The sequence below is a fragment of the Enterococcus sp. SMC-9 genome (genome assembly GCF_021011285.1).
Classification (GTDB): Bacteria; Bacillota; Bacilli; order Lactobacillales; family Enterococcaceae; genus Enterococcus_C; species Enterococcus_C montenegrensis.
The window spans coordinates 65,191-89,968 of record NZ_JAILYE010000002.1 but is presented as its reverse complement, the minus strand read 5'-3'; the positions used below and the strand labels follow the sequence as shown (position 1 = coordinate 89,968).

At 35.7% G+C, this 24,778-nt stretch carries 24 protein-coding genes; 19 read left to right on the top strand and 5 right to left on the bottom strand.

Features of this window, described 5'->3' with window-relative positions; genetic code table 11:
* Positions 1-40 precede the first annotated feature (40 nt).
* The 6 genes from K4422_RS03100 to rplS all read left to right on the top strand — a co-directional run bounded on the left by K4422_RS03100 (position 41) and on the right by rplS (position 4,870).
* Positions 41-844: a hypothetical protein gene (locus K4422_RS03100; protein ID WP_230709122.1), complete on the top strand. Its 804-nt coding sequence runs from the start codon at positions 41-43 to the stop codon at positions 842-844.
* Between the two features lie 223 nt (positions 845-1,067).
* Complete coding sequence (locus K4422_RS03095) at positions 1,068-1,601, top strand: DUF3267 domain-containing protein (protein WP_206904823.1); 534 nt, start codon at positions 1,068-1,070, stop codon at positions 1,599-1,601.
* A 63-nt stretch (positions 1,602-1,664) separates the two neighbouring features.
* Positions 1,665-2,186: a ribosome maturation factor RimM gene (gene rimM / locus K4422_RS03090; protein ID WP_206904821.1), complete on the top strand. Its 522-nt coding sequence runs from the start codon at positions 1,665-1,667 to the stop codon at positions 2,184-2,186.
* Complete coding sequence (gene trmD / locus K4422_RS03085) at positions 2,176-2,913, top strand: tRNA (guanosine(37)-N1)-methyltransferase TrmD (protein ID WP_230709509.1); 738 nt, start codon at positions 2,176-2,178, stop codon at positions 2,911-2,913. Before rimM ends, trmD begins: the two co-directional genes overlap by 11 nt.
* Before the next feature lie 215 nt (positions 2,914-3,128).
* Complete coding sequence (locus K4422_RS03080) at positions 3,129-4,391, top strand: TIGR00341 family protein (RefSeq protein ID WP_230709121.1); 1,263 nt, start codon at positions 3,129-3,131, stop codon at positions 4,389-4,391.
* A 131-nt stretch (positions 4,392-4,522) separates the two neighbouring features.
* On the top strand, positions 4,523-4,870 hold the full coding sequence (rplS, locus tag K4422_RS03075; RefSeq protein ID WP_071864872.1) for a 50S ribosomal protein L19: 348 nt from the start codon (positions 4,523-4,525) through the stop codon (positions 4,868-4,870).
* A 215-nt stretch (positions 4,871-5,085) separates the two neighbouring features.
* Here the strand turns inward: rplS and K4422_RS03070 are convergent, their stop codons facing one another.
* A complete protein-coding gene (locus tag K4422_RS03070) occupies positions 5,086-5,694 on the bottom strand; it encodes a DUF4867 family protein (protein ID WP_230709120.1) in 609 nt (202 codons plus the stop codon).
* A gap of 101 nt (positions 5,695-5,795) precedes the next feature.
* On the bottom strand, positions 5,796-6,821 hold the full coding sequence (locus tag K4422_RS03065) for a linear amide C-N hydrolase (RefSeq protein WP_230709508.1): 1,026 nt from the start codon (positions 6,819-6,821) through the stop codon (positions 5,796-5,798).
* A 140-nt stretch (positions 6,822-6,961) separates the two neighbouring features.
* On the opposite strand from K4422_RS03065, the gene K4422_RS03060 reads away from it, so the two are divergent.
* The 8 genes from K4422_RS03060 (at position 6,962) to K4422_RS03025 (ending at position 12,931) form a co-directional block, all read left to right on the top strand.
* Complete coding sequence (locus K4422_RS03060; RefSeq protein ID WP_230709119.1) at positions 6,962-7,552, top strand: TetR/AcrR family transcriptional regulator; 591 nt, start codon at positions 6,962-6,964, stop codon at positions 7,550-7,552.
* A gap of 263 nt (positions 7,553-7,815) precedes the next feature.
* The gene (locus tag K4422_RS03055) at positions 7,816-9,273 is read left to right on the top strand and encodes a peptide MFS transporter (RefSeq protein ID WP_230709116.1); all 1,458 of its coding nucleotides are present in this window, start codon (positions 7,816-7,818) and stop codon (positions 9,271-9,273) included.
* Positions 9,274-9,797: 524 nt separating this feature from the next.
* Complete coding sequence (locus tag K4422_RS03050) at positions 9,798-10,046, top strand: GlsB/YeaQ/YmgE family stress response membrane protein (RefSeq protein ID WP_230709114.1); 249 nt, start codon at positions 9,798-9,800, stop codon at positions 10,044-10,046.
* Between the two features lie 14 nt (positions 10,047-10,060).
* A complete protein-coding gene (gene amaP / locus K4422_RS03045; protein WP_230709112.1) occupies positions 10,061-10,624 on the top strand; it encodes an alkaline shock response membrane anchor protein AmaP in 564 nt (187 codons plus the stop codon).
* 11 nt (positions 10,625-10,635) lie between these two features.
* Complete coding sequence (locus tag K4422_RS03040; RefSeq protein ID WP_206904723.1) at positions 10,636-10,827, top strand: DUF2273 domain-containing protein; 192 nt, start codon at positions 10,636-10,638, stop codon at positions 10,825-10,827.
* 57 nt (positions 10,828-10,884) lie between these two features.
* Entirely contained in the window at positions 10,885-11,484 is a 600-nt protein-coding gene (locus K4422_RS03035) for an Asp23/Gls24 family envelope stress response protein (protein WP_206904721.1), read from the top strand.
* A 180-nt stretch (positions 11,485-11,664) separates the two neighbouring features.
* A complete protein-coding gene (locus K4422_RS03030) occupies positions 11,665-12,594 on the top strand; it encodes a mechanosensitive ion channel family protein (RefSeq protein ID WP_230709111.1) in 930 nt (309 codons plus the stop codon).
* Positions 12,587-12,931, top strand: coding sequence for a tRNA-binding protein (locus tag K4422_RS03025; RefSeq protein WP_230709110.1), 345 nt, complete (start codon positions 12,587-12,589; stop codon positions 12,929-12,931). Before K4422_RS03030 ends, K4422_RS03025 begins: the two co-directional genes overlap by 8 nt.
* 87 nt (positions 12,932-13,018) lie before the next feature.
* Here K4422_RS03025 and K4422_RS03020 read toward each other — a convergent pair whose 3' ends face one another.
* Together K4422_RS03020 and K4422_RS03015 are read right to left on the bottom strand one after the other, a co-directional pair.
* A complete protein-coding gene (locus K4422_RS03020; protein ID WP_230709109.1) occupies positions 13,019-13,843 on the bottom strand; it encodes a pyruvate, water dikinase regulatory protein in 825 nt (274 codons plus the stop codon).
* A 4-nt stretch (positions 13,844-13,847) separates the two neighbouring features.
* Positions 13,848-14,462 (bottom strand): helix-turn-helix transcriptional regulator, encoded by a 615-nt coding sequence (locus K4422_RS03015; protein WP_206904706.1) that lies wholly within the window; start codon positions 14,460-14,462, stop codon positions 13,848-13,850.
* Positions 14,463-14,652: 190 nt separating this feature from the next.
* Here K4422_RS03015 and ppdK point away from each other — a divergent pair, with 190 nt between their 5' ends.
* The 5 genes from ppdK to K4422_RS02990 all read left to right on the top strand — a co-directional run bounded on the left by ppdK (position 14,653) and on the right by K4422_RS02990 (position 23,496).
* A complete protein-coding gene (gene ppdK / locus K4422_RS03010) occupies positions 14,653-17,259 on the top strand; it encodes a pyruvate, phosphate dikinase (protein ID WP_230709105.1) in 2,607 nt (868 codons plus the stop codon).
* A gap of 283 nt (positions 17,260-17,542) precedes the next feature.
* Positions 17,543-18,934, top strand: a complete 1,392-nt coding sequence (locus K4422_RS03005) for an L-cystine transporter (RefSeq protein ID WP_230709103.1) — start codon at positions 17,543-17,545, stop codon at positions 18,932-18,934.
* Positions 18,935-19,466: 532 nt separating this feature from the next.
* Positions 19,467-20,957: a helix-turn-helix domain-containing protein gene (locus K4422_RS03000; RefSeq protein WP_230709100.1), complete on the top strand. Its 1,491-nt coding sequence runs from the start codon at positions 19,467-19,469 to the stop codon at positions 20,955-20,957.
* A gap of 262 nt (positions 20,958-21,219) precedes the next feature.
* On the top strand, positions 21,220-21,786 hold the full coding sequence (locus K4422_RS02995; protein ID WP_230709098.1) for a TetR/AcrR family transcriptional regulator: 567 nt from the start codon (positions 21,220-21,222) through the stop codon (positions 21,784-21,786).
* A gap of 195 nt (positions 21,787-21,981) precedes the next feature.
* The gene (locus K4422_RS02990) at positions 21,982-23,496 is read left to right on the top strand and encodes a helix-turn-helix domain-containing protein (RefSeq protein ID WP_230709096.1); all 1,515 of its coding nucleotides are present in this window, start codon (positions 21,982-21,984) and stop codon (positions 23,494-23,496) included.
* 94 nt (positions 23,497-23,590) lie between these two features.
* On the opposite strand, the gene K4422_RS02985 is transcribed toward K4422_RS02990, so the two are convergent.
* Positions 23,591-24,658 carry an endonuclease/exonuclease/phosphatase family protein gene (locus tag K4422_RS02985; RefSeq protein WP_230709094.1) on the bottom strand — a complete coding sequence of 356 codons (1,068 nt, stop codon included), beginning with the start codon at positions 24,656-24,658 and terminating at the stop codon, positions 23,591-23,593.
* Between the last annotated feature and the right edge of the window lie 120 nt (positions 24,659-24,778).

Here is a 24,778-nt window from a genome sequence, read left to right as displayed (position 1 = left end):
AATCGCTCAAAAATTTATGTCTTAAATTTGGAGGATTAAAATGAAAAAGATAATTTTATTGGGGGCTTTACTTTTAACCCTGACAGCTTGTGCAAGTAAAACACCAGCTGCCAATAGTGAAGAAGATAAAAGTACAGCACAAACAAACGCAACCACTACGACAACAGATAAAAATTCTGAAACAAAAACAAAGTCAAGTGAAAGTACTAAAAACACGACGAAATCAAGTTCAAGTGAGAAAAAGGCTGACGCCTTAGCCAAATTAAAAAAAGAAAATCCGAAGACCTTACTGCCAACTAATATTCCGCGGGATGAAAATCGTGCTTTGAATATTGCGATGGATAAGCAAAAAGACAGTTTGGCGGTTTTGTATTATATTATGGATACACCACTGGTTTTAAACGATCAATCTTTAAACCAGCAAACACCCTTTGCCCGTTATAAAATGGAGCAGTTTGCCAGTAAAGATGCCGCTAAAAAGGCGGTCAACTACCAATTTGATGATGGGGGCCAAAAAGTGGACTTGGGTCATGATATTACCGCCTATAGTCAAGGTGCGGCAGGCTCAACTTATTTAAATTGGAAAGAAGGCAACTGGTCGATTGTGCTGCGGGCAAGTAATGTTAATGGGCAAGATGGTACAGCCTTAGCCAAAGAAGTGGTAAATTATTTAGAAAAAGCCATGTTACCTGCACCAAAAAGTGTTGGACAAATTACCATTGATATGGCACAAAATGGTTATGAAAGTAATCAGGTCGTCTGGCAAGTAGACAAAACGGTTTATACTGTCACCCATGAAGATACAATTCCTGCCTTGGAGATGGCAGTTTCTATGAATAAATAAAAAAAATACGGCGAACTTTATGCTCTACAAACGAAATCAATACTGCTAAAGTTAAATTTTTGGCGGCAATTTCTTCGTTCGTGGAGCTTTTATTGACTCTAAATATGAAAAAGCTAATGTTGGTAGAAAAGAAAGTGCTTCTGAGTAAAATTAAAAATGTTATAATAAAAATACATTTGGGAAGTTATGTGGAAATGGTAATTAAAAAAAGTGGTGAGACAAAATGAAAGTTTATCGTGAATTAAATCTTTTAGAAGATGAAAAAGTTATCAAAAAGTTAAACATAGCTGCCTTGGTAATTATGGCGATTTGTTATGGTGTGCTGTTGTTGCCGCCATTTAATCAGCATAATTTTCAAAGTATCTCATTTTTACTAGAAATTGGCGCAATTATTATTAGTTTTTTGGTGATTGTCATTATTCACGAAGGCATCCATGGTATTTTTTTCAAAATCTTTAATTTGAAAGGCCAAGTAAAATTTGGTTTTAAAAATGGTATGGCCTATGCTACAAGTCCAGGTTCACTGTATCCTAAATGGCAATTTTTCATGATTAGTATTGCTCCATTTGTATTGCTTACAACTGGCTTGTTATTGATTATGAATACTTGGCCTTATGCATGGCTACGTCTTTTAGTGGCAGCCCATAGCGGGGCATGTGCGGGTGATTTTTATTGGTGTTATCTCCTTTTAAAGACCCCTAAAAATTTATTGGTAGAAGATACAGAGGTTGGCTTGACCTTTCACGAAGTAGGCTAGAAAACAAGCAGTAACCGTGATAAAATAAATCAGAAATTCTACTTGAGAGAAAGAGGCTATTAAATGGAATATTTAAATGTAGGAAAAATTGTCAATACCCATGGTATCCGTGGCGAAGTTCGTGTTATCTCATTAACAGACTTTCCCGAAGAGCGGTATCAAAAAGGGGCAACCTTGCTTTTATTCAAAGAAGGTATGCCTCCTTTAAGCTTGACTGTAGCAAGTCATCGCCGCCATAAAAACTTTGATCTATTAACTTTTGAAGGTTACCCTAATATTAATGATGTCCAAAATTTTCGCGATGGTATTTTAAAAGTGAACAAAGAGGATTTAGCTAATTTGGAAGAAGATGAATATTATTATCATCAAATTATTGGATTGACAGTTTTGGATGAAAATAAGCAAGAAATTGGCAAAATCAAAGAAATTTTATCACCGGGAGCAAATGATGTCTGGGTCGTACAACGTAAAGGTAAAAAAGATGCCCTAATTCCTTATATCGCGTCAGTTGTGACAGGAATTGACTTGGACAATGGTGTGGTCAATGTTGAACTGCCAGAAGGGTTGATTGACGATGAGAATTGATGTCTTAACGCTATTTCCCCGGATGTTTGAAGGACCAATGGGTGAATCTATTATTGGCAAAGCGCAAGACAAAGCGTTATTGGAGATCAATGTTTCTAATTTTCGCGATTATGCCAATAATAAACATAAAACAGTAGATGATTATCCTTATGGTGGCGGCGCGGGGATGCTTTTAAAAGTACAGCCGATTTACGACAACTTAAAATCAATCGAAGCAAAAACACCAACTGTCAAAAAAAGAGTGATCTTGCTAGATCCTGCGGGCAAAAAATTTGATCAAAGCGTAGCAGAAGAGTTTTCCAAAGAAGACCATTTAATTTTTATTTGTGGCCATTATGAGGGGTATGATGAACGAATTAGGAGTTTAGTGACAGATGAAATCTCTTTGGGGGATTATGTTCTAACTGGAGGCGAGCTAGGGGCGATGGTCATGATTGATGCCACGGTTCGCTTATTACCTGATGTTTTAGGAAATGAAACCTCGGCTCAAACGGATTCTCATTCCACAGGTTTATTAGAGCATCCGCAATACACCCGGCCAGCCGAATTTGAGGGAATGAAAGTACCAGAAGTTTTGATGAACGGCAATCACAAGTTGATTGCATCTTGGCAATTAAAAGAATCATTGCGGCGTACTTATTTGCGTCGTCCCGATATGCTAGCCCAATTTCCTTTAACAAAAGAAATGGAAAAGCTATTAGCTGAAATTAAAAAAGAAGAAGCGTAAAGGTATTAAAAGTCAACCTTGATTAAGTGTATGCTCGTTAATTACTGTTGGTTGTATAGAGCAACCACAGTGAATGACGAGTTTTTTTTATTTTTTATTGGTGTGTTTTTCATAATTGATATGCTCAATAAAATTTGGTGTTAAGTTTAAATTTCATAAAAAACTTTTCTCTTGGTACAATTAAAAGAGATACCTTGATGAGAGGAGTCCTTTTTATGGCGAAAAGTAGTGTGCTAAGCAATGAGGAACTTTATGAAAAGATTTCTGCTAGTATCAATATCAAAAAAGAAAATTTTGTCATCTTGATTTGTGCCATTTTTATTGCTTCAATTGGCTTAAATATGAATTCACAACCGATTTTAATTGGTGCAATGCTCATTTCGCCGTTAATGGCACCAGTTCAAGGCTTAGGGCTGGGTTTGGGAGTTTTTGATAGTCGACTGACAATTCAAGCATTGCGCCTATTGGTTTTAGAGGCGCTATTTGCTATTGTAACAGCAATGCTTTATTTTTGGTTTTCTCCTTTAACTTATGCTAGCAGTGAAATTTTGGCTCGAACGGAACCAACGATTTGGGATGCACTAATTGCCATTTTAGGTGGAACCGCAGGGATGATTGGTGCTAGACAAAAAGAAGCCAATAATATCGTACCCGGTGTTGCGATTGCTACAGCTTTAATGCCGCCACTGTGTGTGATGGGGTATGGTATTTATACCCAAGCGTGGTCAATCTTTTTGGGAGCCGGTTATTTATTTTTAGTTAATGTTGCCTTTATTATGATTACAACGTTTATTGTCGTACGGGTATTGCATTTGAATTTTCGGATGCAGGTGGATACTACAAAGCAAAGACGCCGCCATTATATGATGATAGGGGCTGCAGTTCTCATTGCCATTCCAAGTTTTATCTCAGCAGGAACGCTAATTCAAACTGAAATGTCGCAACAAAGGGCTAAACGTTTTGTCGCTGAAGCGATGGCAGATTACTATATTTTAAATCAAAATATTGACGGCAAGCGACATCAGTTAACCTTAGATTTATTGGGAACTAAGCCTGCGGGAGCCGAATTAGAAGATTTGGCTAAAAAACTTAGTAATTATCATTTAGAGGATTATCAGTTGGTGATCAATCAAGTGGCAAATAACGAAACGGTTAACATGCAAGACATTGACCGTTATATTGATCAAAAGTTACAAAATCAAAATGCAGCCAAAGTCGTTACGAATCAGGCTGAAAGTGCGTCATTAACTGAAACACTAAGTGAAATTAAACGCCAACTTTTTCTTGACTATGCAACTCAGGTAATAAAGGTTAAAACAGATAGGTTAACTACCAATAAAATAGAGACAGGGCAAGTAATCGTTACTATCGCTCCAGAGGTGACAAAAGAGCAACAAGAACAAATACAAGCTACTTTAGATAAATTAATTGCAAATAGCGACTATGCCATTAAAAACGTCATAAAAAAAGGAAAATGACAAGAAAATCTTCTTTACATCCTGATTTGATCTATGGTAGTATACTTTAGTGAGTGTTTCACTCAACTATTACGATAATCCGCTGGGGTGTGTCATCCTATGATTGTTTGGAAATAAGGAGAATGATAAAAATGAATCCATTGATTCAAGAACTAACTCAAGAACAACTACGTACTGACATTCCTGCTTTTCGTCCTGGGGACACTGTTCGTGTTCACGCGAAAGTTGTCGAAGGTACAAGAGAACGTATCCAGTTATTTGAAGGTGTTGTAATCAAACGCCGCGGTGCTGGTATCAGCGAAACTTACACTGTTCGTAAAGTATCAAACGGTGTTGGCGTTGAACGTACTTTCCCATTGCACACACCACGTGTTGCTAAAATCGAAGTAGTTCGCTACGGTAAAGTTCGTCGTGCGAAATTGTACTACTTGCGCGCTTTACACGGGAAAGCTGCTCGTATCAAAGAAATCCGTCGTTAATTATTATTATCGAATGGAAAAAGAACCCTTATTTTATAAGGGTTCTTTTTTTTATTTTGTTAGTCCTATTATTGAATTAATAAAAGTGAGATAGAAAACCTGGCCTTTATTAATCCTTTACTTAGCTAAATAGAAGACATTTTTTAATACACAAAAGAATACGAGTATAAAAAGTTAGTGGTAACAAACTTTTTATACTCGTATTTCAAATAAGTCTAAATTCGCTTATCAATTAATCCAACCAAAAAGCCGTCGGCAATTTTATCTTTACGTGATTCATGGACTAACATGAATTTATTGGTGACTTTAACTAATGGGTTGTCCACTTCTTCTGTTAGTGGAGTGTTAGTGCCTTTGATTAGGGCAATGGCCTGTTTATAACCCGTTTTGTTTGTTTCAATTGGACTGTAGTGCAAGGTTGTGCTAAATAGCTCAATTGCAGTTCCTTTTTCTAATAAAAAACTTTCCATTAATTGGGCGTCGTAAGTATTGTTGACAATGTCATAACGATGCCCAACAACTAATAGCGCATCGGTTACAGCGACGATGACTTCACTGCCTTGATGAAATTCAATTGCGGTAATGGCTTGGTTGTGACCGGCTCCAGAACCAAATTGAATCGATAGGCCAGCAAAAATATGTTTTCTAACCCAATCAAATTCTGGCAATGCTTCAATAGCTGGTACTGATGCGATATATTGATTACCAGATTCTGGTACACCAATCATGTTCTTTTCTTCCATTGCTTGAATCATGTTGCTGAAATCATGTTCTGTGATAACGCGGCCATAAGATTTGAAAGATGAATCTTTTACTGTTTTCATTTCGTAACCCCTTTCTTTTTTCATTTTTATTTTACTACTTTTTGTTTGAATTTGCATTATTTTGTTTGTTTTAGTTTAAATATGGTGTGTAAAGTGTTTGCTTAATTGCTTTTTTCTGAAAAATGATGCAGACTTTTATAATTCATATCGTTAACAAGATCGACAGTAAAATCATCTAAATGATAAACAATTGACCATTCTGTTTGCCATTCACCATTCCACGGGATACTCACTTTTTGTAATAGATTCATCGTTTCTTTGGCAGATAACGTATTTTTTTTAGCTGTTAAAGTTTTTTTCAAAATATTATAACGGTTATGACCGATGCCAACGCCCAAATCATCTCCTTTAGAAAGTTGGAAATTTGTGGCGATGTTTGTGGAAATAGTATTCATTTTTTGGCCAGCCCAATCAACTACGACGCTTTTCCCACTGCGATCAGCAATTAAAAAGTGATAAGGTTTCCCAGCAGAAGAGTGCATATCGTATTTTTTTAATAAATTTATGGCTTCTTCTGTCGTTGCGGCTTTATCTAATAGCATGCGGACAGAAACTGTGGTGATAATAGGTATTTTACCGGTGTTTTGTTGGGTAGGTTCGGTCTGTAATTCAAGAACAGAAACGCTTAACCCTTTTTCATTCATGCCATCTACACATCCGTATGGAGCAGCTAAAATAGCCAGTTTACCTCGCAGTGTTTCAGGCATTGTCTGTTCTTTTTTTGAAACACCAAGATGAGCTAAACTGACCATTGAATAAGCAGCATAACCTTTTTTGGGTTTTGTGTAGACGAGTAGTGAGCCGGCTTTAGCGTAATCAAAATTCCGGCCGACTAAATTTTTTCCAGCAGGCGTGACCGCTGTAAACGCGCCACAGCCGAATAAGTTTTCGTTTGTTTCAATTGGGTAGCCAAAAAATATTTTTTTTGATACTTGTTTTTCCAAATCTTTAACACTTGCGACACCATGGGCCAAAATTTCATCTAACTTATAATCGGCTGTATAACGAACGTGATAAAAATCACCTTCAATTTTTTTGATTGAATTGATTGTTTTGATCTTAGTAAATAAAAGGATGGCTAAAATGATGCAAAGAAATAATGCGCCTCCCATAATAAGTTTTAACATTCGTTTCACAATACTACCTCTTTTCTTTTTGATGAAATTATTGTATTATGCGAATGCTTTTGGCTACAATGGTTAATAAACAGCCGTTTTGTCGGTTAACCGACAAAAGAGAGATAGTCTGTCGATTAAGGAGAAAAAAGATGAATCAAGCAGATCGTCGCGTAAGACGTACAAAAAAAGTTTTACAAGAAAGTTTAGCGGTGTTGTTTAACGAAAAAAAATTAGAAAATATTACAATTCGAGAATTAACAGATTACGCTGATGTGCACCGCTCGACTTTTTATGCGCATTATGAAGATATCTATGCGTTATACACAGAAATAGAAGATAGCGTAATTGAACAGTTAAACCAGTTAATCAATGAAAATTTTACTGTGGATTTAACGCAGTACTACCAACTGCTGTTTACTTATGTAGATCAGAATCAAAAATTTTGCAAGATGCTCTTTAGTGATCATGCACCAGCTACATTTTTAGCGCGTTTAACAGTATTATTTCAATCAGCTTGTTTTAAAAGCTGGCAAGTCATACTTCAGACAGAGTATATTTCAGAAGAACTTCTCTATCTGGCAGATTATCAGGTACAGGGAAGTTTTATGCTTGTAAGACGGTGGAGTAAGTCTGACTTTTCTTTTTCGAAAGAAAAATTGATTGCAATGATTGCAACGATTGATGAAGAAATAAGTAATCAACTAGTTAAGAAAAAATTTTCAAATCGGCTTAATTTATGAAGCTCACTGCGCTTTTAGCAAATTGATTAATGTGAAAAAACCAACCTTTATCTCATGAAAAAAGATTATAAAAGCCTGATTTAAAAATAACCCGCTTTATCTTGAAAATGAATTTTTAATTGTGGTTAAAAAAAATAGTACTTTCCCCAAAATTCTCTCAGTTAATTATTCTTGAATTTTATAAGTGAAAAGAATAAACTAGTCCCTGTGAATTTTCAGAAAAATTTCTTTATTTTAAAAAATGAAGCAAAAGGGGCTTTTTTATGGAAGAAAAAACTTTTATGGGGCAACCGCGAGGGCTAGCGACATTGTTTTTCACTGAAATGTGGGAACGATTTAGCTACTACGGTATGCGCGCAATTCTACTTTATTATATGTATGATGCCGTTACAAATGGCGGCTTGGGTTTGCCTAAATCAACTGCAGTTGCTATCATGTCGATTTATGGTTCGTTAGTTTATATGTCGAGTATCGTGGGAGGCTGGATCTCTGATCGATTGTTGGGATCCCACAAGACAGTATTTTATGGCGGTATTTTTATTATGTTTGGTCATCTTGTCTTAGCAACGCCTTTTGGTTTAGCAGCACTTTTTATTTCGATGATTTTAATTGTGATTGGCACCGGGATGCTCAAATCAAATGTTTCCGGTATGGTGGGCCATCTTTACTCCAAAGAGGATTTACGCCGCGATACAGCATTTTCCATTTTTTATATGGGGATTAATATCGGCAGTCTGATCGCCCCGCTTGTGGTGGGGACGCTAGGACAAAATGTTAACTACCACTTAGGTTTTTCAATTGCAGCAGTGGGGATGTTCTTTGGTTTAGTCCAGTACCGTATCCAAGGACGCAAAACTTTAGCAAATATTGGCGTTAACGTTGCCAATCCATTAGTCGGCGCCGAACGGACCAAATTTTTCCGCAATTTGGTTGTGGCTGTAATTTTAGTTGGCATCCTTTTTGGTGGAGCGTTTATTTTCAACCGTTTGGATGTTGATTTCTTTATTGACAGTATTAGTGTTTTAGGAATATTGCTGCCGGTCTATTACTTTACGACGATGTTACGTTCAAAAGACGTTACCGCTGATGAAAAGAAAAAAGTTTTAGCCTATATCCCATTGTTTTTATCCGCGATAGTTTTTTGGTCACTAGAAGAACAAGGCTCATCAATATTGGCACTTTTTGCGGCGGATCGTACCCAATCTACCATTTTTGGCATCGCGATTCCGGCTAGTCTATACCAAACCTTAAATCCGCTGTTCGTCGTATTGTTGACGCCAGTTTTTGTCGCTCTATGGACAAAGTTAGGTAAAAAACAGCCAACTACAGAAGTGAAATTTGCGATTGGCTTGATCTTAGCAGGGCTTTCCTTTGTATTGTTGATGTTTCCAAGCTTAATTTTCGGCGTTGATCATAAAGTAAGCCCAATGTGGTTAGTAGGGAGTTTCTTTATTATGATTGCCGGTGAGATGTGCCTTTCACCGGTGGGCTTGTCTGTCACGACCAAATTAGCGCCAAAAGCTTTTGAAGCGCAGACCTTGGCTATTTGGTTATTGGCAGATGCTTCTTCACAAGCAATCAATGCGCAAATAACCCGTTTTTATTCACCTAGCACAGAAGGAAGTTACTTTGCGATTGTTGGTGGGGTAGCCGTTGTTGTAGGGATCCTACTTTATTGTGCTAAAAAACCAATTCGTCGGTTGATTGGTAATATTCATTAATAAAAAGACTGAAGAAATCCCATAACTTAGAGCAAAAGTATTGAAATCACCATTTTTACTTGTGATAAACTTATCCTTTCTTATCGATTTACAAAAGTACATTGTCAGTTTCTTTGAAGAGGCTGGTAATGTGCTTTTTTTATTTAAATACTAGCTTTACAGCTATTTGTCTTTTCCAAAAAAGGGCTGAGAAGGAAATTTCTCTTAAGAAATTCTTAATATTTATTGCTGTTTTTTTATTACGTGAAAATTTCTGTTTCCCTAAAAGAAAAGCTATTTAATTAACTCTTTAATAATTTCTTAATACGTTGATAAACAGTAGCTTGATAGGAATAAAGAAACCTTTTTAATTCAATATTATTTGTTTTATATCATTTTTCTTCAATATTTTTTTGTTTTTTTATTATGAAAGCACTTTTTCTTAGATACACTTTGTTTAAGCTTTTTTTCAGAAAATGCTATGATTTTTATAGAAGTTAACAAAAAGTAAACGCTTGAAATTCTTTTAAAAAGGAGGGTATATCATGGGATTTATTTGGTCGTTAATTGTTGGTGGTGTAATTGGAGCGATTGCTGGTGCAATTACAAATAAAGGTTCTTCAATGGGACTAATTTTAAATGTACTAGCAGGATTAATTGGCTCATCAATTGGTCAAGCTCTATTTGGCACATGGGGTCCTGTAATCGGAGGAATGGCAATTTTTCCATCTTTAATTGGTGCAGTTATCTTAGTTGCGGTCGTATCATTTTTTGTCAGTAAAAAAGCAGCCTAAAAGGAAGTGATTGTATGCGAAAAAGTACAAAGGTAGTTTTACTTTTAGTAATCTTTTTCTTATTCTTTCCCCTTTTTCACACTTTGATTACAACACAATATGTGGCAGGCTGGTCTTTTGTACTACGCCCTTTTACAACGTATCCACTTATTGGTGATGCCATGGGGCAATTTTTATTTTGGTCGACAGCAGGTTTGTTGATTTTGCTGATTATTAGTATTTTTGTGATTATTTTCTTTCCTAAAGTTAGTAATGAATTGGAAATTAACACTGAAAATGGAACGTTGACAATCCAAAAAAAGGCAATCGAAAGCTACGTATTAACAGCAGTCAAAGAGGAACCTTTTATTGCTAATCCATCAGTTAAAGCTGTGATTAAGAAAAAGAAAATTAAAATCTACGTTAGTGGTCAAATGCGCAAAGTCTTTCAGACTACACAAAGACAACAAGCGCTTGCAGATAAAATCAAGACCGATTTAAACCAATTATTTGGTGCCAAACAGGAAATCGTAACGGATGTAATTTTCAAAGATTTTCGTGATCAAAAACACGAAAACGATGAGCCAAGAGTTCTATAGGAGGGATGATGATGAAAGAATTAGCAGCACAATATAAATATCCTTTGATTTGTGGAGCCCTTGGTTTATTACTGGCAATATTAATTCTTACGATTGGCATTTTAAAGACATTATTGTTAGTAATATTTACTGCAATTGGCTTATATTTGGGTTTTTATCTGCAATCAATTGGTTTTTTTGAGCAATTCCGCTCAAAGCGTTAAAAAATTTAAGTGATTAAACCGCAAGTTCGGTTAACAAATATTTAGGAGGAATTTAACATGGAAAACAAAACACCAGGTATGAAACCAGAAACAAAACCGGTACCACCAAAACCACCAGTACCAAAAGCTGAGGGGATTAAAGGTGAATTGACTTTTGATGACAAAGTTGTTGAAAAAATCATCGGTATCGCTCTTGATGAAATCAGCGGTTTACTAACAGTAGATGGTGGCTTCTTCTCTAATATTGCTGGCAAATTAGTGAATACAGACAACCCAACTTCTGGCATTGATGTTGAAGTTGGTAAAAAACAAGTGGCAGTAGATCTTTCCATTGTAGCTGAATATGGCAAAGACATTACTTCTATCTACAATCAAATCAAAGAAGTCGTTGCCCGTGAAGTGAAAAATATGACAGGATTAGATGTTATTGAAGTTAACGTTGACGTTGTCGATGTGAAATCAAAAGAACAATATGAAAAAGATTCTGTTACTGTTCAAGATCAGCTATCTGACGCTGCATCTGCTACAGGTGAATTTGCTTCTAAACAAACTGAAAAAGCAAAAAATGCTTTAGGCAAAGCCGGAGATAAAGTTAGTGATGGCGCGCAAGACGTGAAAGAAAATGTACAACAAGCAAGAGAACCACGGGTAGAGTAGCGACTTACCTTTTTAAATTAACCCGACAAATCAGCAAGTTTTATACTTCTGATTTGTCGTTTTTTTTGTTTTTACAAGATAAAGCATGAAGGCTTTATTTATATGCTCGTCAAGTTAATATTTGTTTAACGTTCTCATTTGGCGTAACATAAAAGAAAGGCATAAAAAAGGAGAGCCGTGATGGGGGAGTTGACAGAAAATTTTTGGGATAAAATTTTAGAAGAAATGATGAATAATATTCAAGATCCAAATGAGTTCAGTGGTAAAATTGGCATGTCAGTCGTCTTATTACTACTGTTAATCGGTTTGGAGTGGCTTTTTCATCAGCTTTGGCGCAAAATTATTGAAGATGTCAAAACGTTAAATATCGTGGGAACAATTACACGTTTTTTATTGCGTTTTTTATTTTTAATTAGCTTAACGCGCCTGTGGTTAAATGCGTTGGATACATTATTAATTGTACTGATTTTTATTGGTCTAGTTCTTTCGTTGGCGATTAAAGGATTAATCAGTAATGTGGCCGGTTGGTTTTTAATTGTGAATAAGCATCACTTTAGAATGTATGATCGAATTGAAATTGGTAACGTTAAAGGTGAAATCATCTCTGTTGGCATCTTATATTTTACACTCATGGAAATTAGTCATTGGTTTGACGCAGAAGCCCCTACAGGCCGAACTGTCAAAATTCCCAATAGTAAAATTTTGACAGAAGCAGTTTACAATTATAATGAGATGACGCCTTTTGTCTGGAAAGAAATCAGCTACAATTTGGCTTTTGAAAGTAATTGGCAACTGGCACAAAAAATTATAGCTGCATCTCTTTTAAACTATTATGAAAATTTTGAAAAAGAATACTTAGCAGATGAGCTGTTTAAAAAAGCTGTAATGAAAAAAATGCAGTTGTTTGACGGTGAATTAAAACCAGTTCAAATTGTTGATGTCACAAAAGACGGAATTGTATTAAAAGTTCGCTATATTGTCTACTATACAGAGGGTACTTACGTCGCGACACAATTGCACCAAGAAATATTACAAGCATTTCAGACTGAAAAAATTGAAATGGCTGGTAGAAGAATCTATTTTACCCAAGGAGAGAATATAAATGGTTAAACCAACGATTACGATGAAAGATTTAGACAAGATAGATATCCGCGTAGGGAAAATTGTTAAAGTTTTTGATATTACTGCCTCTGATAAGTTAGTGGGTTTAGTGGTAGACTTCGGTGAATTCCAACGAACCATTTTAGTGGGGATGAAAAAAGAACGAGAAAATCCCCAAGCAGAAATTGAAGGCAAGCAGGCATTATTTGTCGTTAATTTGGCACCCAAGCTGATGTTTGGGATTGAATCCCATGGGATGCTTTTTGATATAGGCTATACCAATAAAATTACGCCGGTTTTAGCAATACCAGAAAAAGAAGTTCCCAATGGTACAATTGCTGGTTGAATACAGTTTTACTAATAAAGAGGATAAATTAAAAGGCATCAGGTCAAACTGGCATTTTAATTTATCCTCTTTATTTTTAGCGTGATTTTAAAGTTTGCTCCCAAGACTGGCTAAATGTGGATGAGTCTCCAAAATTAAACCAGCCGTTTCTTCTATTGAGCGATTTGTGACATCAAATGATTGGATACCATATCTTTGGTACAGTTCTTTTGCATAGCGCATCTCGTTTTGAATACGGGTTTCGTCGGTATAACTGCTACCATTGGTAAGACCCAAGGCATAAAGTCGAGAGTGACGGAATTTTTTTATATATTGGGGATCGGCCATTAAGCCAACAATCTTTTCTTTAGGGACTTGTTCTAATTCTTGCGGTAAACTGACTTCTGGAATTAGGGGCAAATTAGCAACTTTAATCGACTGGTTGGCCAAATACATGGAAAGTGGTGTTTTTGACGTTCGAGAAGGCCCTAGAATAATTAAGTCTGCTTTTAAAAAGCCTTTGGGATCTTTACCATCATCATAACGAGAAGCAAAGTTAATGGCATTCATTCGATAATAATATTGATCGTTTAATTGACTAACCGTCGAAGGGTCGTTGATTGGTGCTGTATCTGTCAAGGTTTCGAACATGTGCAAAATGGAGTTTAAAAGCTCTTGATGTTGTAGATTATTTTCCTGACAAAAGCTTTTGACTTCCTTAGCTAACTCATCTTGAATAAAAGTAGTCAGGACTGCACTCTTATTTTCTTTTGCTTCTGCTAAAATTTCCTTTAGCGTTTGTTTATCACGAACTAAAGGATAACGTTTCAAATCAATATCTTTTCCGCGAAACTGTCCGGCGGCAGCATTGGCTAAAACTTGGGCAGCATCACCTGAGACATCTGAAATAACTACAATCGATAACTTTTCCATCGGCTTACTCCTTTATATTTTCAATTAGATAATCGTGAATACGGGTTTTGGTAATTTTACCTACAGCAACTTTAGGATTGCTTTTTTTTAGTACCGGTAGCGAGTCAACGTGCAGTGTGCGCAATTTTTCTGCAGCAGTTAAAAGCAGATCATCTTCAAAACAAGTACTAATTTGCGGGAGTCGCGTCATGACCACTGTTACGGGTGTCTTATCAATCATCTTATTTAATGAGGCCCGTAATAAATCTTTGCGGGACAATAAACCGACTAATTCGTGGGCATCGTTTACTACATATAAGGAACCGACATCGTACATGAAAAGGGTGGTAATTCCATCGTAAATCGTACTTTCTTGTGAAATATTTAAAGGCGGAATCATAATTTCTCTCACAGATACCGCGAGTAATTCCTCCAAGGTTTCACTCTGGTTTATTGGTCCAGCATAAACATAGCCAACTTTTGGACGTGCTTGCAAAACGCCTGTCATAGTCAAAATGGAAAAATCATTTCGTAAGGTGGCACGAGATAGACCAAGAATTTCAGCAATTTTTTCTCCGCTGATTGGTTGGTTTTTCTTTACGATTTCAGTGATTGCTAATTGTCGCTGGGATAATTCCACCACAATCCCTCCAATCTTTTATAAAATACTATCTTTTGATTTTATCACTTTTTATGCAGGTGTGACACATTATAATTATATAGTGTAACTAAATTAATTAACAGTATATCACATATTTTTATTGACAAAATATATTTCCAAAGGTATAGTCGTTTTATATTAAATAGTATATCACTTTGGAGGTAATGGTGTGACTAAATTGACGTATCGTTTTCAAGAAGGTAAAAAAGAATGGAAGGATCTTTTGGGCGGCAAAGGCGCTAATTTATGTGAAATGACAAATCTTGATTTACCAGTGCCGAATGGATTTATTATTAGTACAGATGCATGTAAAAATTATTTAGCTCAAGAAGAAAAAACACTATCAAAAGGCTTGATAGCTGAAATCAATTTTCAAGTAAAAGAATTGGAAACGCTAACGAATAAAAGTTTTGGTATAGGTCTTAATCCGTTGCTAGTATCGGTTCGTAGTGGTGCGAAATATTCGATGCCAGGAATGATGGATACAATTTTGAATTTGGGGTTAAATGATGAGACAGTTTATGCACTAGCTGAAATTACCCAAAATAAAGATTTTGCTTTTCAGTGTTACTGTCGCTTCATTCAAATGTTTGCTGATGTTGTGTATAATATTCCAGCTGAAAATTTTGGAGCAATTCCAACTGGGACAAAAGAAAAGTCAGATTGGGAAACTATTATCTCGAATTACCAAAAGATTTTTGCGCGTGCAACAGGGCGGAAATTTCCTCAAGATGCCTTTGAACAATTACAAATTGCCGTGGAGGCAGTTTTTTCCAGTTGGAATAATCAACGCGCCAAGGTATATCGTCGTATTCACAATATCTCGGATAATTTAGGCACTGCGGTTACCATTCAACAAATGGTTTTTGGTAATTACTCTGAAAATTCTGGAACAGGGGTGATGTTTACCCGCAATCCCGCCACAGGAGAAAAAGGCGTGTATGGGGAGTACTTACTAAAAGCGCAAGGAGAAGACATCGTCGCAGGAATTAAAACCCCCGAACCAATTTGTACGCTCCAAGAAAAAATGCCAGATGTATACGCTGAATTAATTGAAATTGCTATGCAACTTGAAAAGCATTATTGCGACATGCAAGATGTTGAATTTACGATTGAAGCAGGAAAATTGTATATGCTGCAAACTCGCAACGGTAAACGCACACCCCAAGCGGCAGTTGCAATCGCCTACGATTTAATGAAAGAAGGCGTAATCAGTGAAGAAACATTGATTAATCGCCTTGATGAAGAAATGATTGCGCAATTGATGCATCCAAGTTTTACCAATGATGCTAAAAAGAAAGCAGCAATTGTTCGCGGTTTACCGGCAAGTCCAGGAGCTGCGGTGGGTCAAGTGGCTTTTACCTCGAAAGCCGCAAAAGAAATGTCTGATAAAGGCAGCCAGGTAATTCTAGTCCGTAATGAAACTTCCCCAGAAGATATTGAAGGTATGAGTGTCAGTGAGGCTATCGTCACAGCTCGTGGCGGAATGACTTCTCATGCAGCAGTTGTAGCTAGAGGAATGGGAGTATGCTGTGTTGTAGGGTGTGAAGACTTGCAAGTCGATGAAGAAAAAGCGGTTGCTAACTTTACCGATGGAATTTTAAAAACAGGTGATTTTATTTCAGTAGATGGTAGCAGCGGTCGTATTTATTTAGGTCAACTGACTTTAAATGAGGTCGAAACTTCAGCGGTTTTAGAAAAAGTTTTGAAAATCTGTGATGCCCATGCCACAATGGCTGTCTATGGGAATGCTGAAACACCGCGAGAAATAAAAGAGGCACTTTTAAAAGGAGCGAAAGGAATTGGGTTAGCACGCACCGAGCACATGTTTTTCCAAAAAGAACGCCTCAAGATGATGCGGCAATTAATATTAGCTGATAATCGTTCTCGCATGGATGAAGCACTAGGGTATATCAAGGAAAAGCAAAAAAATGATTTTCGTCAAATGTATCAAATTTTAGGAAAATTGCCTTGTACAATTCGTTTATTGGATCCACCATTACATGAATTTTTACCTCAAGATAGATCAGAATTGCGTGCGATCGCCAAAGAGTTGAATTTGAATAGTCAAGAGGTAATCGCCAAAGTAAAAAACTTAGCAGAGGTAAACCCAATGTTGGGTCTGCGGGGTGTACGCCTAGGAATTACCTGTCCGGAGATTTATCAAATGCAAGTAGCAGCGATTATGGAGGCGGCACTTGAGATATCTGCGCAAGAAAAAATTACCATAACGCCCCACATCATGATTCCTTTAGTGGGGACAGTCAAAGAATTTAGGATAGTAAAGGACAGTTGTCAGGAAGTTATTAACGGCTTGTTTGAAAAAACAGGAACAAACTTGCCTTTTGAAATTGGAACGATGATTGAAATTCCTAGAGCTTGCCTGATTGCTGATCAATTAGCAGCAGTAGCAGATTTCTTCAGTTTTGGGACAAATGACTTAACCCAGCTGACTTATGGTTATTCAAGAGATGATGCCCATAAATTTTTGCCAACATATACGCATCAGGAAATTTTGCCAAGTGATCCTTTCCAACATTTAGACCAAGAAGGCGTAGGAAAATTAATGCGTTTTGCTTCAGAAAATGGCAAGCAAGAAAAAGAATCTTTGTCAGTTGGAGTTTGCGGAGAGGTGGGGGGAGATCCAGCGTCTATTGCTTTTATCCAAACCTTACCGGTGGATTACGTCTCTTGTTCACCATTTCGAATTCCTAACGCCCGTCTCGCTTGTGCCAAGGCTGCAATTGCAAATAAAAAACAACTTATAAAATTGTAGCTTGAAGTCTGTCGTAAGATAATACAAACCCGCCACTTTTATAGAGGCGGGTTTTTTAATTATCAGGAAAGTATCCCATTTTTTACGCACATTTTCATAGAATCTTTTTGGAATTGAAAATAATTTATAAAAAATCCCAATCTCAAAATTCGATCCGCTTTCATAAGTCGTAATAAAAGACAGATGAAGTAAACTAACTTATAATAAGTAAATCGAAATTCTTTTTTTAAAAGAAAGTAGATAATCTTAACGTGATGTTAGAGGAATTATTTGGGGGTATTCGATGACTACTTTATTAATTATTGCTGTATTGGTGGTTTTTGCTGCGCTGCTTTATGTGTTTTGGCGCCAACAGCAAAAACACTTGAAATTTTCAACCCGCGTCTTTGTGGCATTGTTTGCTGGGATTGTTTTTGGCGGACTATTGCAATTAATTTTTGGCACAAAAGACGCTGTGACCGCTGGTGCTTTAGAATGGATTCAAATTGTCGGGAATGGTTACGTAAGCTTATTACAAATGTTGGTTATGCCACTTGTCTTTGTTTCAATTGTGTGTGCTTTTACACGCATGAAAGAAAGTAACAAGCTAGGAAAAATTAGTTTTACCGTCTTGGCAACGCTCTTAGCAACAACAGCTGTTGCGGCGTTAATTGGTTATACGAGTATTGTGGTATTCAATTTAGATGGCGCCTCTTTTACGCAAGGTGCAGCTGAATCTGCTCGCATTGCTGAATTAGCACAACGCCAGACACAAGTGGAAAACTTATCAATTCCACAACAGATTCTATCTTTTATTCCAACCAACGTTTTTGCTGATTTAGCTGGCACACGGGCAACCAGTACGATTGGGGTTGTAATCTTTTCGGCATTTGTCGGTGTTGCTTATCTTGGTGTAAAAAGAAAAGCGCCAAAAGAAGCGGAATTTTTTGAAAAGCTGATGGACAGTCTTTACAAAATTGTCATGCGGATTGTAACTTTGGTTTTACGCTTAACACCATATGGCGTTTTTGCCTTAATGATCAATGTATTGGCTTCAAGTGACTTTGCGGCAATCGTTAACTTAGGTAAATTCATTTTGGCTTCTTATAGTGCATTAATTGTCGTGATGTTGGTCCATTTACTTGTATTAAGTTTTGTCAAAGTCAGTCCAGTTACTTATTTGAAAAAAGCATTGCCAGTTTTAAGTTTTGCGTTTACCTCACGTTCATCTGCCGGTTCAATGCCATTAAATATTGAGACACAAACCAAGGCATTTGGAGTGGATGATGCCACTGCGAATTTTGCTGCTAGCTTTGGTATCTCAATTGGACAAAATGGTTGTGCGGGAGTTTACCCGGCGATGTTAGCAACAATTGTTGCACCAACTGCCGGCATTGATATTTTTAGTATCCAATTTGTCTTAATGTTAATCGCCGTGGTGACGATTAGTTCCTTTGGTGTAGCCGGAGTTGGTGGTGGCGCTACTTTTGCTTCGTTGATCGTCTTAGGTGCATTGAATTTACCGATTGCTATTGTTGGTTTGGTTATTTCAGTAGAACCACTTATTGATATGGCTCGGACAGCAATTAATGTCAGTGATGCGATGGTGGCAGGAATTGTCACTTCCACAAGAATTAAAGAAATTGATCGTAGCGTCCTTGAAAATCCAGACGCTGTCATTGATACCCAAGCATAATAACAAAAACAGTAAGGAAAATGCGTAAAGTTAAAATAGAGAAGTCTATTTTTGTCTTTATTCGTTTAATCCTTACTGTTTTTATTTCGTTTTAATAAAAATGTTTCACAAAAAAATATTGTAATTTACTTAAATGTAATAGGTAGCAGAATTATCACTGTCTTATCGAAAATAAATTAAATGCAAGTTTCTTTTCTTGCGGGGATGTTTCACAATAGGCCAATCTTTTTCCACAATTAAAAAAAGGTATTAGAAAAAAATGGGGGAATCCGAGTGAAAAAAATTTAAAAAAGGATTGTTTCCTGAATATCTTTTTGCTAGAATGGAAAATCAAGCCGAATTTCTTTTTTTGTAACAAATTGGTAGAAAATAATTTTTATTGAAACTTTTTTGGCTAAAAAAGTGATAATATTTCTTTTTTTTATCTTTTTTAGAAATTTTACTTTATGGTCTATGATATAATGGCAGTGTTTTTAAAAGGTAGTACCAATTGTTAGCAACTATCTTTTAAAGCTAGAGAAGAGGTTATACGATGTACAGAAGAGAACTCCTAAATGACTGGGATAAAAAAATTATGGAATTTCTCCGTTTTCTGACCCAAAGAGGAAATCGTGCTACTAAAAAAGCAGTCGCGCAAAAATTAGCACTGACAAGACCAACCTTGTTGAAACTAGTGGCAGATATTCAAGCAATTTTTAAGGATATGGAAGGGTTCCAACTGACTGCTTCCAACTATGAATATTATTTACATATTGATTTAACTCAGAATTTAAGTTTTATTACAAAATATTTGATGCAATATTCCCGTAAGTATAAGATTTTAAAAGAGATTTTTTTTCGTGAAAATGTGAATGTTAACTATTTTTGCGATTTAAATGGGTTAAGTATGGCAACTTATTATGCTGAGGTAAAGGAACTGAATCAATTATTACTTGAATTTGATTTGGTTATTAAAAATAATCAAATTCAAGGTTCTGAATTGCAAATTCGTCATTTTTTCAGTTCTCTTTTTTTTCATACACTTCCTGTTACAAAGATTGAACAATTACAAGAGCAGTTGTTACCGACCGCGTTTATTTCTGATTTGGAACAATGCTTAGAAATTCGCGTTAATCATTGTTTTTTACATGAATTGACCCTCTACTTATGGGTCGTGAAAATTCGCAGCGAACAAGGAAAAGATCAGCTAGCTACTGAGGCTGATTTTGTGGCGGAAATCCGCAATCTAGGTAATCGGGAGAGCTTTATTAGTGGCGTGCAGGAGATGTCTAGTTTTGGCATTTTAAAAAATTTATGCCATAAGCATTTAGTTTATTTTCCGACCCAAAAAAATAGTGAAGTGAGCCGCTTGATTTGCTTTTTCATGAGCCATCATTTTTCTTCTTCGGATTCTTTATTGTTCAGAGAATTAAAAGATCTAGGTCGAAGACATAACTTTGTCAGCTTTCGTTTTGTGCAAACATTTCTTTTTCTATCAGAAGCTACCTCAACTAAAAATAGTTATGTCGTCTATAATGTAATCAAGTCGATTTGGCAAAATATTTTGCTAAAAGGACAGATTATGATGGATCAAGCTATCTTTTTTAATCGCTATTTAGATGAATTGGAAGCTATTGATCAAAAAAAACATTTTGATGGGATTGTCTTGCAATTAGAAAGTTACTTTCCAGAATTATTTTTTCATCAAAAAATCACCGATCCGCTACGGGGTGATCTAGGACGGGCCTTTTTATATTTACAAGAAGAAAAAGAAGCCTTGTATCATGTGGGGATTTATTATGTCGGCAACCAACTTTTGGCCCGGCAAATGACGGAATATTATCTGTATGAGCTGAATAAGTATCCGAATCTATATGCCACTGCTTGGAATAGCAGTAGTGACTTTGATATCGTATTAAGTAATTATGAAATTGGTGATTTAATTCAAAAAGAACAATTGTTTTATATTAATGTTTCTCATCCGGAGTTGAATATTCAAGAAATTTTGAAATATGTAAAAACAAAACAAAAACGGGTAGGGTAAAAAAGTTAGGTTAAAATTAGTAGGATAAAGCTCCTAGCACAAATAGAATTTTCTTATTGGCTGTATATCTGCTAAATTTTATTTAAATACTTGTGATAATTAAAAAATCCAAAAGCAAAGTTTTATTGTCTGAGCTTTTGGATTTTTTAGTAGCTTAAAAATAGTTTCCCGATTTTTCTAATATTTTTACAGGGGTGTAAAAAAAATCAGAACTTTTATTTCTATTAAATTGTTAGAATTTTATTAGATAAGGGGGAGTTATATGAGGAAAACAAAATTTACGAAAAAAATGATTTTAGATAAAGCCGCAAAGTTTGTTCAGACATATGGCTTTGATGAATTGACGACCCGTAACTTAGCCGACTATATGAAAATGAGTACCCAACCAATTTACAAACAATTTGATTCGATGCATGATTTAAAACAAGCATTGGTCATCAATTATTTTGCAAAAATTAATCAAAGTTTTGAAAAAGTCGATTATGCGAATGGTTTAGCCGACTTTGCGTTACATTTTGTCGTTTATAATCAGAAATGTTATGAATTGTTTTTACATATCTTTTTTTATCCTAAAAAAAAGAGCACAACTTGTCGTGCGATTCAAACAATTTCCCAACAATTCTTTTATGATTTGATTCAAGCTGACCCCAAATTATGCCAGTTATCTACAAGTCAGCAACAGCAATTACAAGAGAAGTATTTTCTACTTCTAATTGGAAGTGTGCTGACCCATCGCCGTTTCATTGAAGTGCAGCAAGAAAAAGTTATGTTGTTGCAACTAAATGATTTAGTAGACAATCTAACCCAACATATCGCCAAACAAAATTGATGAAGTCTTTTAGTAAAGTAGAAGTAGCCAAATTGTAATAATGGCTATCTGCTAGCTAAAAGGCTTTTTTATTGTGGTAAGAAAATCTCATAAAGGGGGATTTCTTTACTATTATTTGATGGAGGATTGTAAAATAGCTGTATTTTGCTACTCTGAATAAAGAGAGACGAAATAAATGGGGTTAGGGGCGATTTGATGAACTTAAGGTCACTACTAAGTAAAAGCATGCTACGGCATTTACACTTATTAGAATTACTACATGAAAGTCAATATGGACTACCAACAGATACGCTAATAAAGGAATTGCAATGTTCATTACCAGTCTTATTAAACGATATACGTCTGATTAATGAAGAACAAGATATCGCACAAATTGAGAAATATAAAGGATTACATCAGCTTAAAATGCAAAAATCATCCTCCGTTAGTCGTTTGTATGCTGAATTTTTGCGGCGATCCTCGGAGTTTCAGATTTTTGAGGCTTTATTATACGAGCAGCACGATAATATTACCGAATTGGCAGGAGAATTATATTTAAGTGTTTCCAATACGCAACGTTACTTGAAAAAAATTCAAGCTGCTCTAAAAGAAATCGGCGTTGAATTAAAACATCGTCCTTTACGCTTGGAAGGAAAAGAAAGTACTATTCGGCAACTCTATTATCGTTATTTTTCAGAAAAAAATTATCAATTGGAAATTAGTTTGCCAACCTTTACAAAAGAGCAACAAAATCTGTTGATCGACTTTGTAAAAGCGTTTCTTCAAAAAAATGGTTTTTTACAAAAACATATTTTTGTTCATCGTTTGGTTTATAATTTATACATTAGCTTATGGCGGATTAAAAATCACCATCATTTCTCAAAATGGCAATTACAAAATGAAGGTATTGCATTACCAACAGGAAGTATGGCAACACAATTTCAGCAGTTGGTTTTTCAAGCTTTTAACTTTGCTTATGGTGAGCAAAATTGCAAAGATTCATTTTGGCTTTTATATAGTGACAGCCTAATTTTGAACACCAATCAATTGGCAGCAATTTTGCAAAATAATGAACGCGGCAAGACTCATTTTGCCATTCACCAGCAACTGGTTGCCAAGTTTAGTGGACTGTTGACAAAACCCTTAACAAAAGAGGAACAAATAGAGCTTAGTTGTATTTTGCAAAATTTTTCTTTTCTCTATGCAACTGATGGTACTTGTGTAAATATTCTTCGCCTTGATAAAAAAGATTTCGTTGTCGCAATGGCAAAAATATATCCCTTTGGTGTAGAGAAAATTAAACAATTAGTAACAGATATTGCCACGAGCTATCATTTTTATTTTGAAAAAGACTTCATTATTGCTTATGTATACTGGCTTATCACCTTTGTACCAGATTGGATGGAAAAAATAAAATTAAGTCACAAGAGACTTAAGATTTTGCTGCTTTCGAGTCTGTCGCCTACCGCAGAAAGCTATTTAGCTATGCAGATTACCAAAAAAATTTATGGTAATTTTGAAATAGTGCAAGGAAATCAAGCTGAAAAAGACTTCATGACAGAAATTAGCCACTATGACTTAATTTTAACCACAGAAGACTTGAAACTAGATGATAATTTGGCTGTGCTACATATCGACTCGTATTTGTCTTGGCACAATATTTTTTTAATACAAGAAAAAGTCAGTGAATTAACTGAAAATATGACCGAATTAGCGGAAAAGGTATCTTAAAAAGTGTTTTAGCGGTAAAAAAGACCGAATTATCTTAAAGATAGCAGCGGCTATTTTTAAATTATTCGGTCTTTTAAAGGCATACCAGTAATATCTATTTTAATTGAAAATCAAGCGTGACAGGATTGTGATCAGAATAAGCAAAATCTGTATCTACTACTGCGATATTTTTAACCGCAATATTATCTGAAACAATAAAGCCATCGATCAAAGTCACGAAGGTGTGGCCTTTTTTATAAGCCTCATTTAAATTTCGCGCAGAAGGAACTTTGGCAGTTGCTAAATTGTTTACGGGAATATGAAATCCTTTGGGTAACTTGTCTTTTGGAAAAGGATGCGTCCAAGTCAAAGGCGTTTTGGCAGTGCCAAAAACCGCAGGAGCATCTCCTAAAATATCGTGATTAAAGTCGCCGGCAACTAAAACGTAATTGCCTTTTTCATATTCTGTTGTCAAAAAATCTGTGAGTTTTTTTAATTGTGCATTTTGAATAGCTTTGTTTTTGGTATATGCTGATAAATGAATGTTAATTAAAACTAATGCTTTACCATTTTTGACAGGAGTTTTTGTTACTGTAAAGGCACGGTCATAGTCTAAAATTTTTGTGACGCCTTTATCAATGGGCAGCTGGTAGCGTTTGGCCTGCATTAATGAACTCTTACTCAACGTAACTAAGCCAGATTTTGTTTTGCCAATGGGCTCAGAAAAAGGGTAGAAGAGATAAGGTGAGTCATAGTTTACCCCATAGACACTATTATAGTTACCAAATTTTTGTTGGAGCAAATTTACTTCGTTAACGTGATAAGAACGATCACCATTTTCGTCAACTTCTTGATAGAAGACTAAATCTGGCTTTTGTTTTTTTACGGATTTGGTAATTCCTGCCAGATTTTTATAAACAATCCCTTTATTATCAGCCCGGGATTGTGTCCCGCCATCCATAAAGAAACTGTAAGTCGGTGGATAAGAAGCGTAGCCAATATTATACGTTAGTGCGCGGTAATTTGTGTTTGTTGCTAGGGTTTTCTCTTGCTGGGCTTTGACATTTAAATTTACATTATCGGCAATACGATGATAATTCAAAAAGACATACCCTAAATATCCGCTTACTACTAAAAGAAACGTGCCAATGAGTAGTAAAATTATTTTCAACCATTTTTTCATTTTCTTACCTCCTGGTAGTTATCCTACACAAAATCATAAAAACTGTCACACGATTGAATTTACGAATTATTTTTTAGATTTTTTTTACTAGAGTTAACTTTAATGAAGTATTTTCAAGCA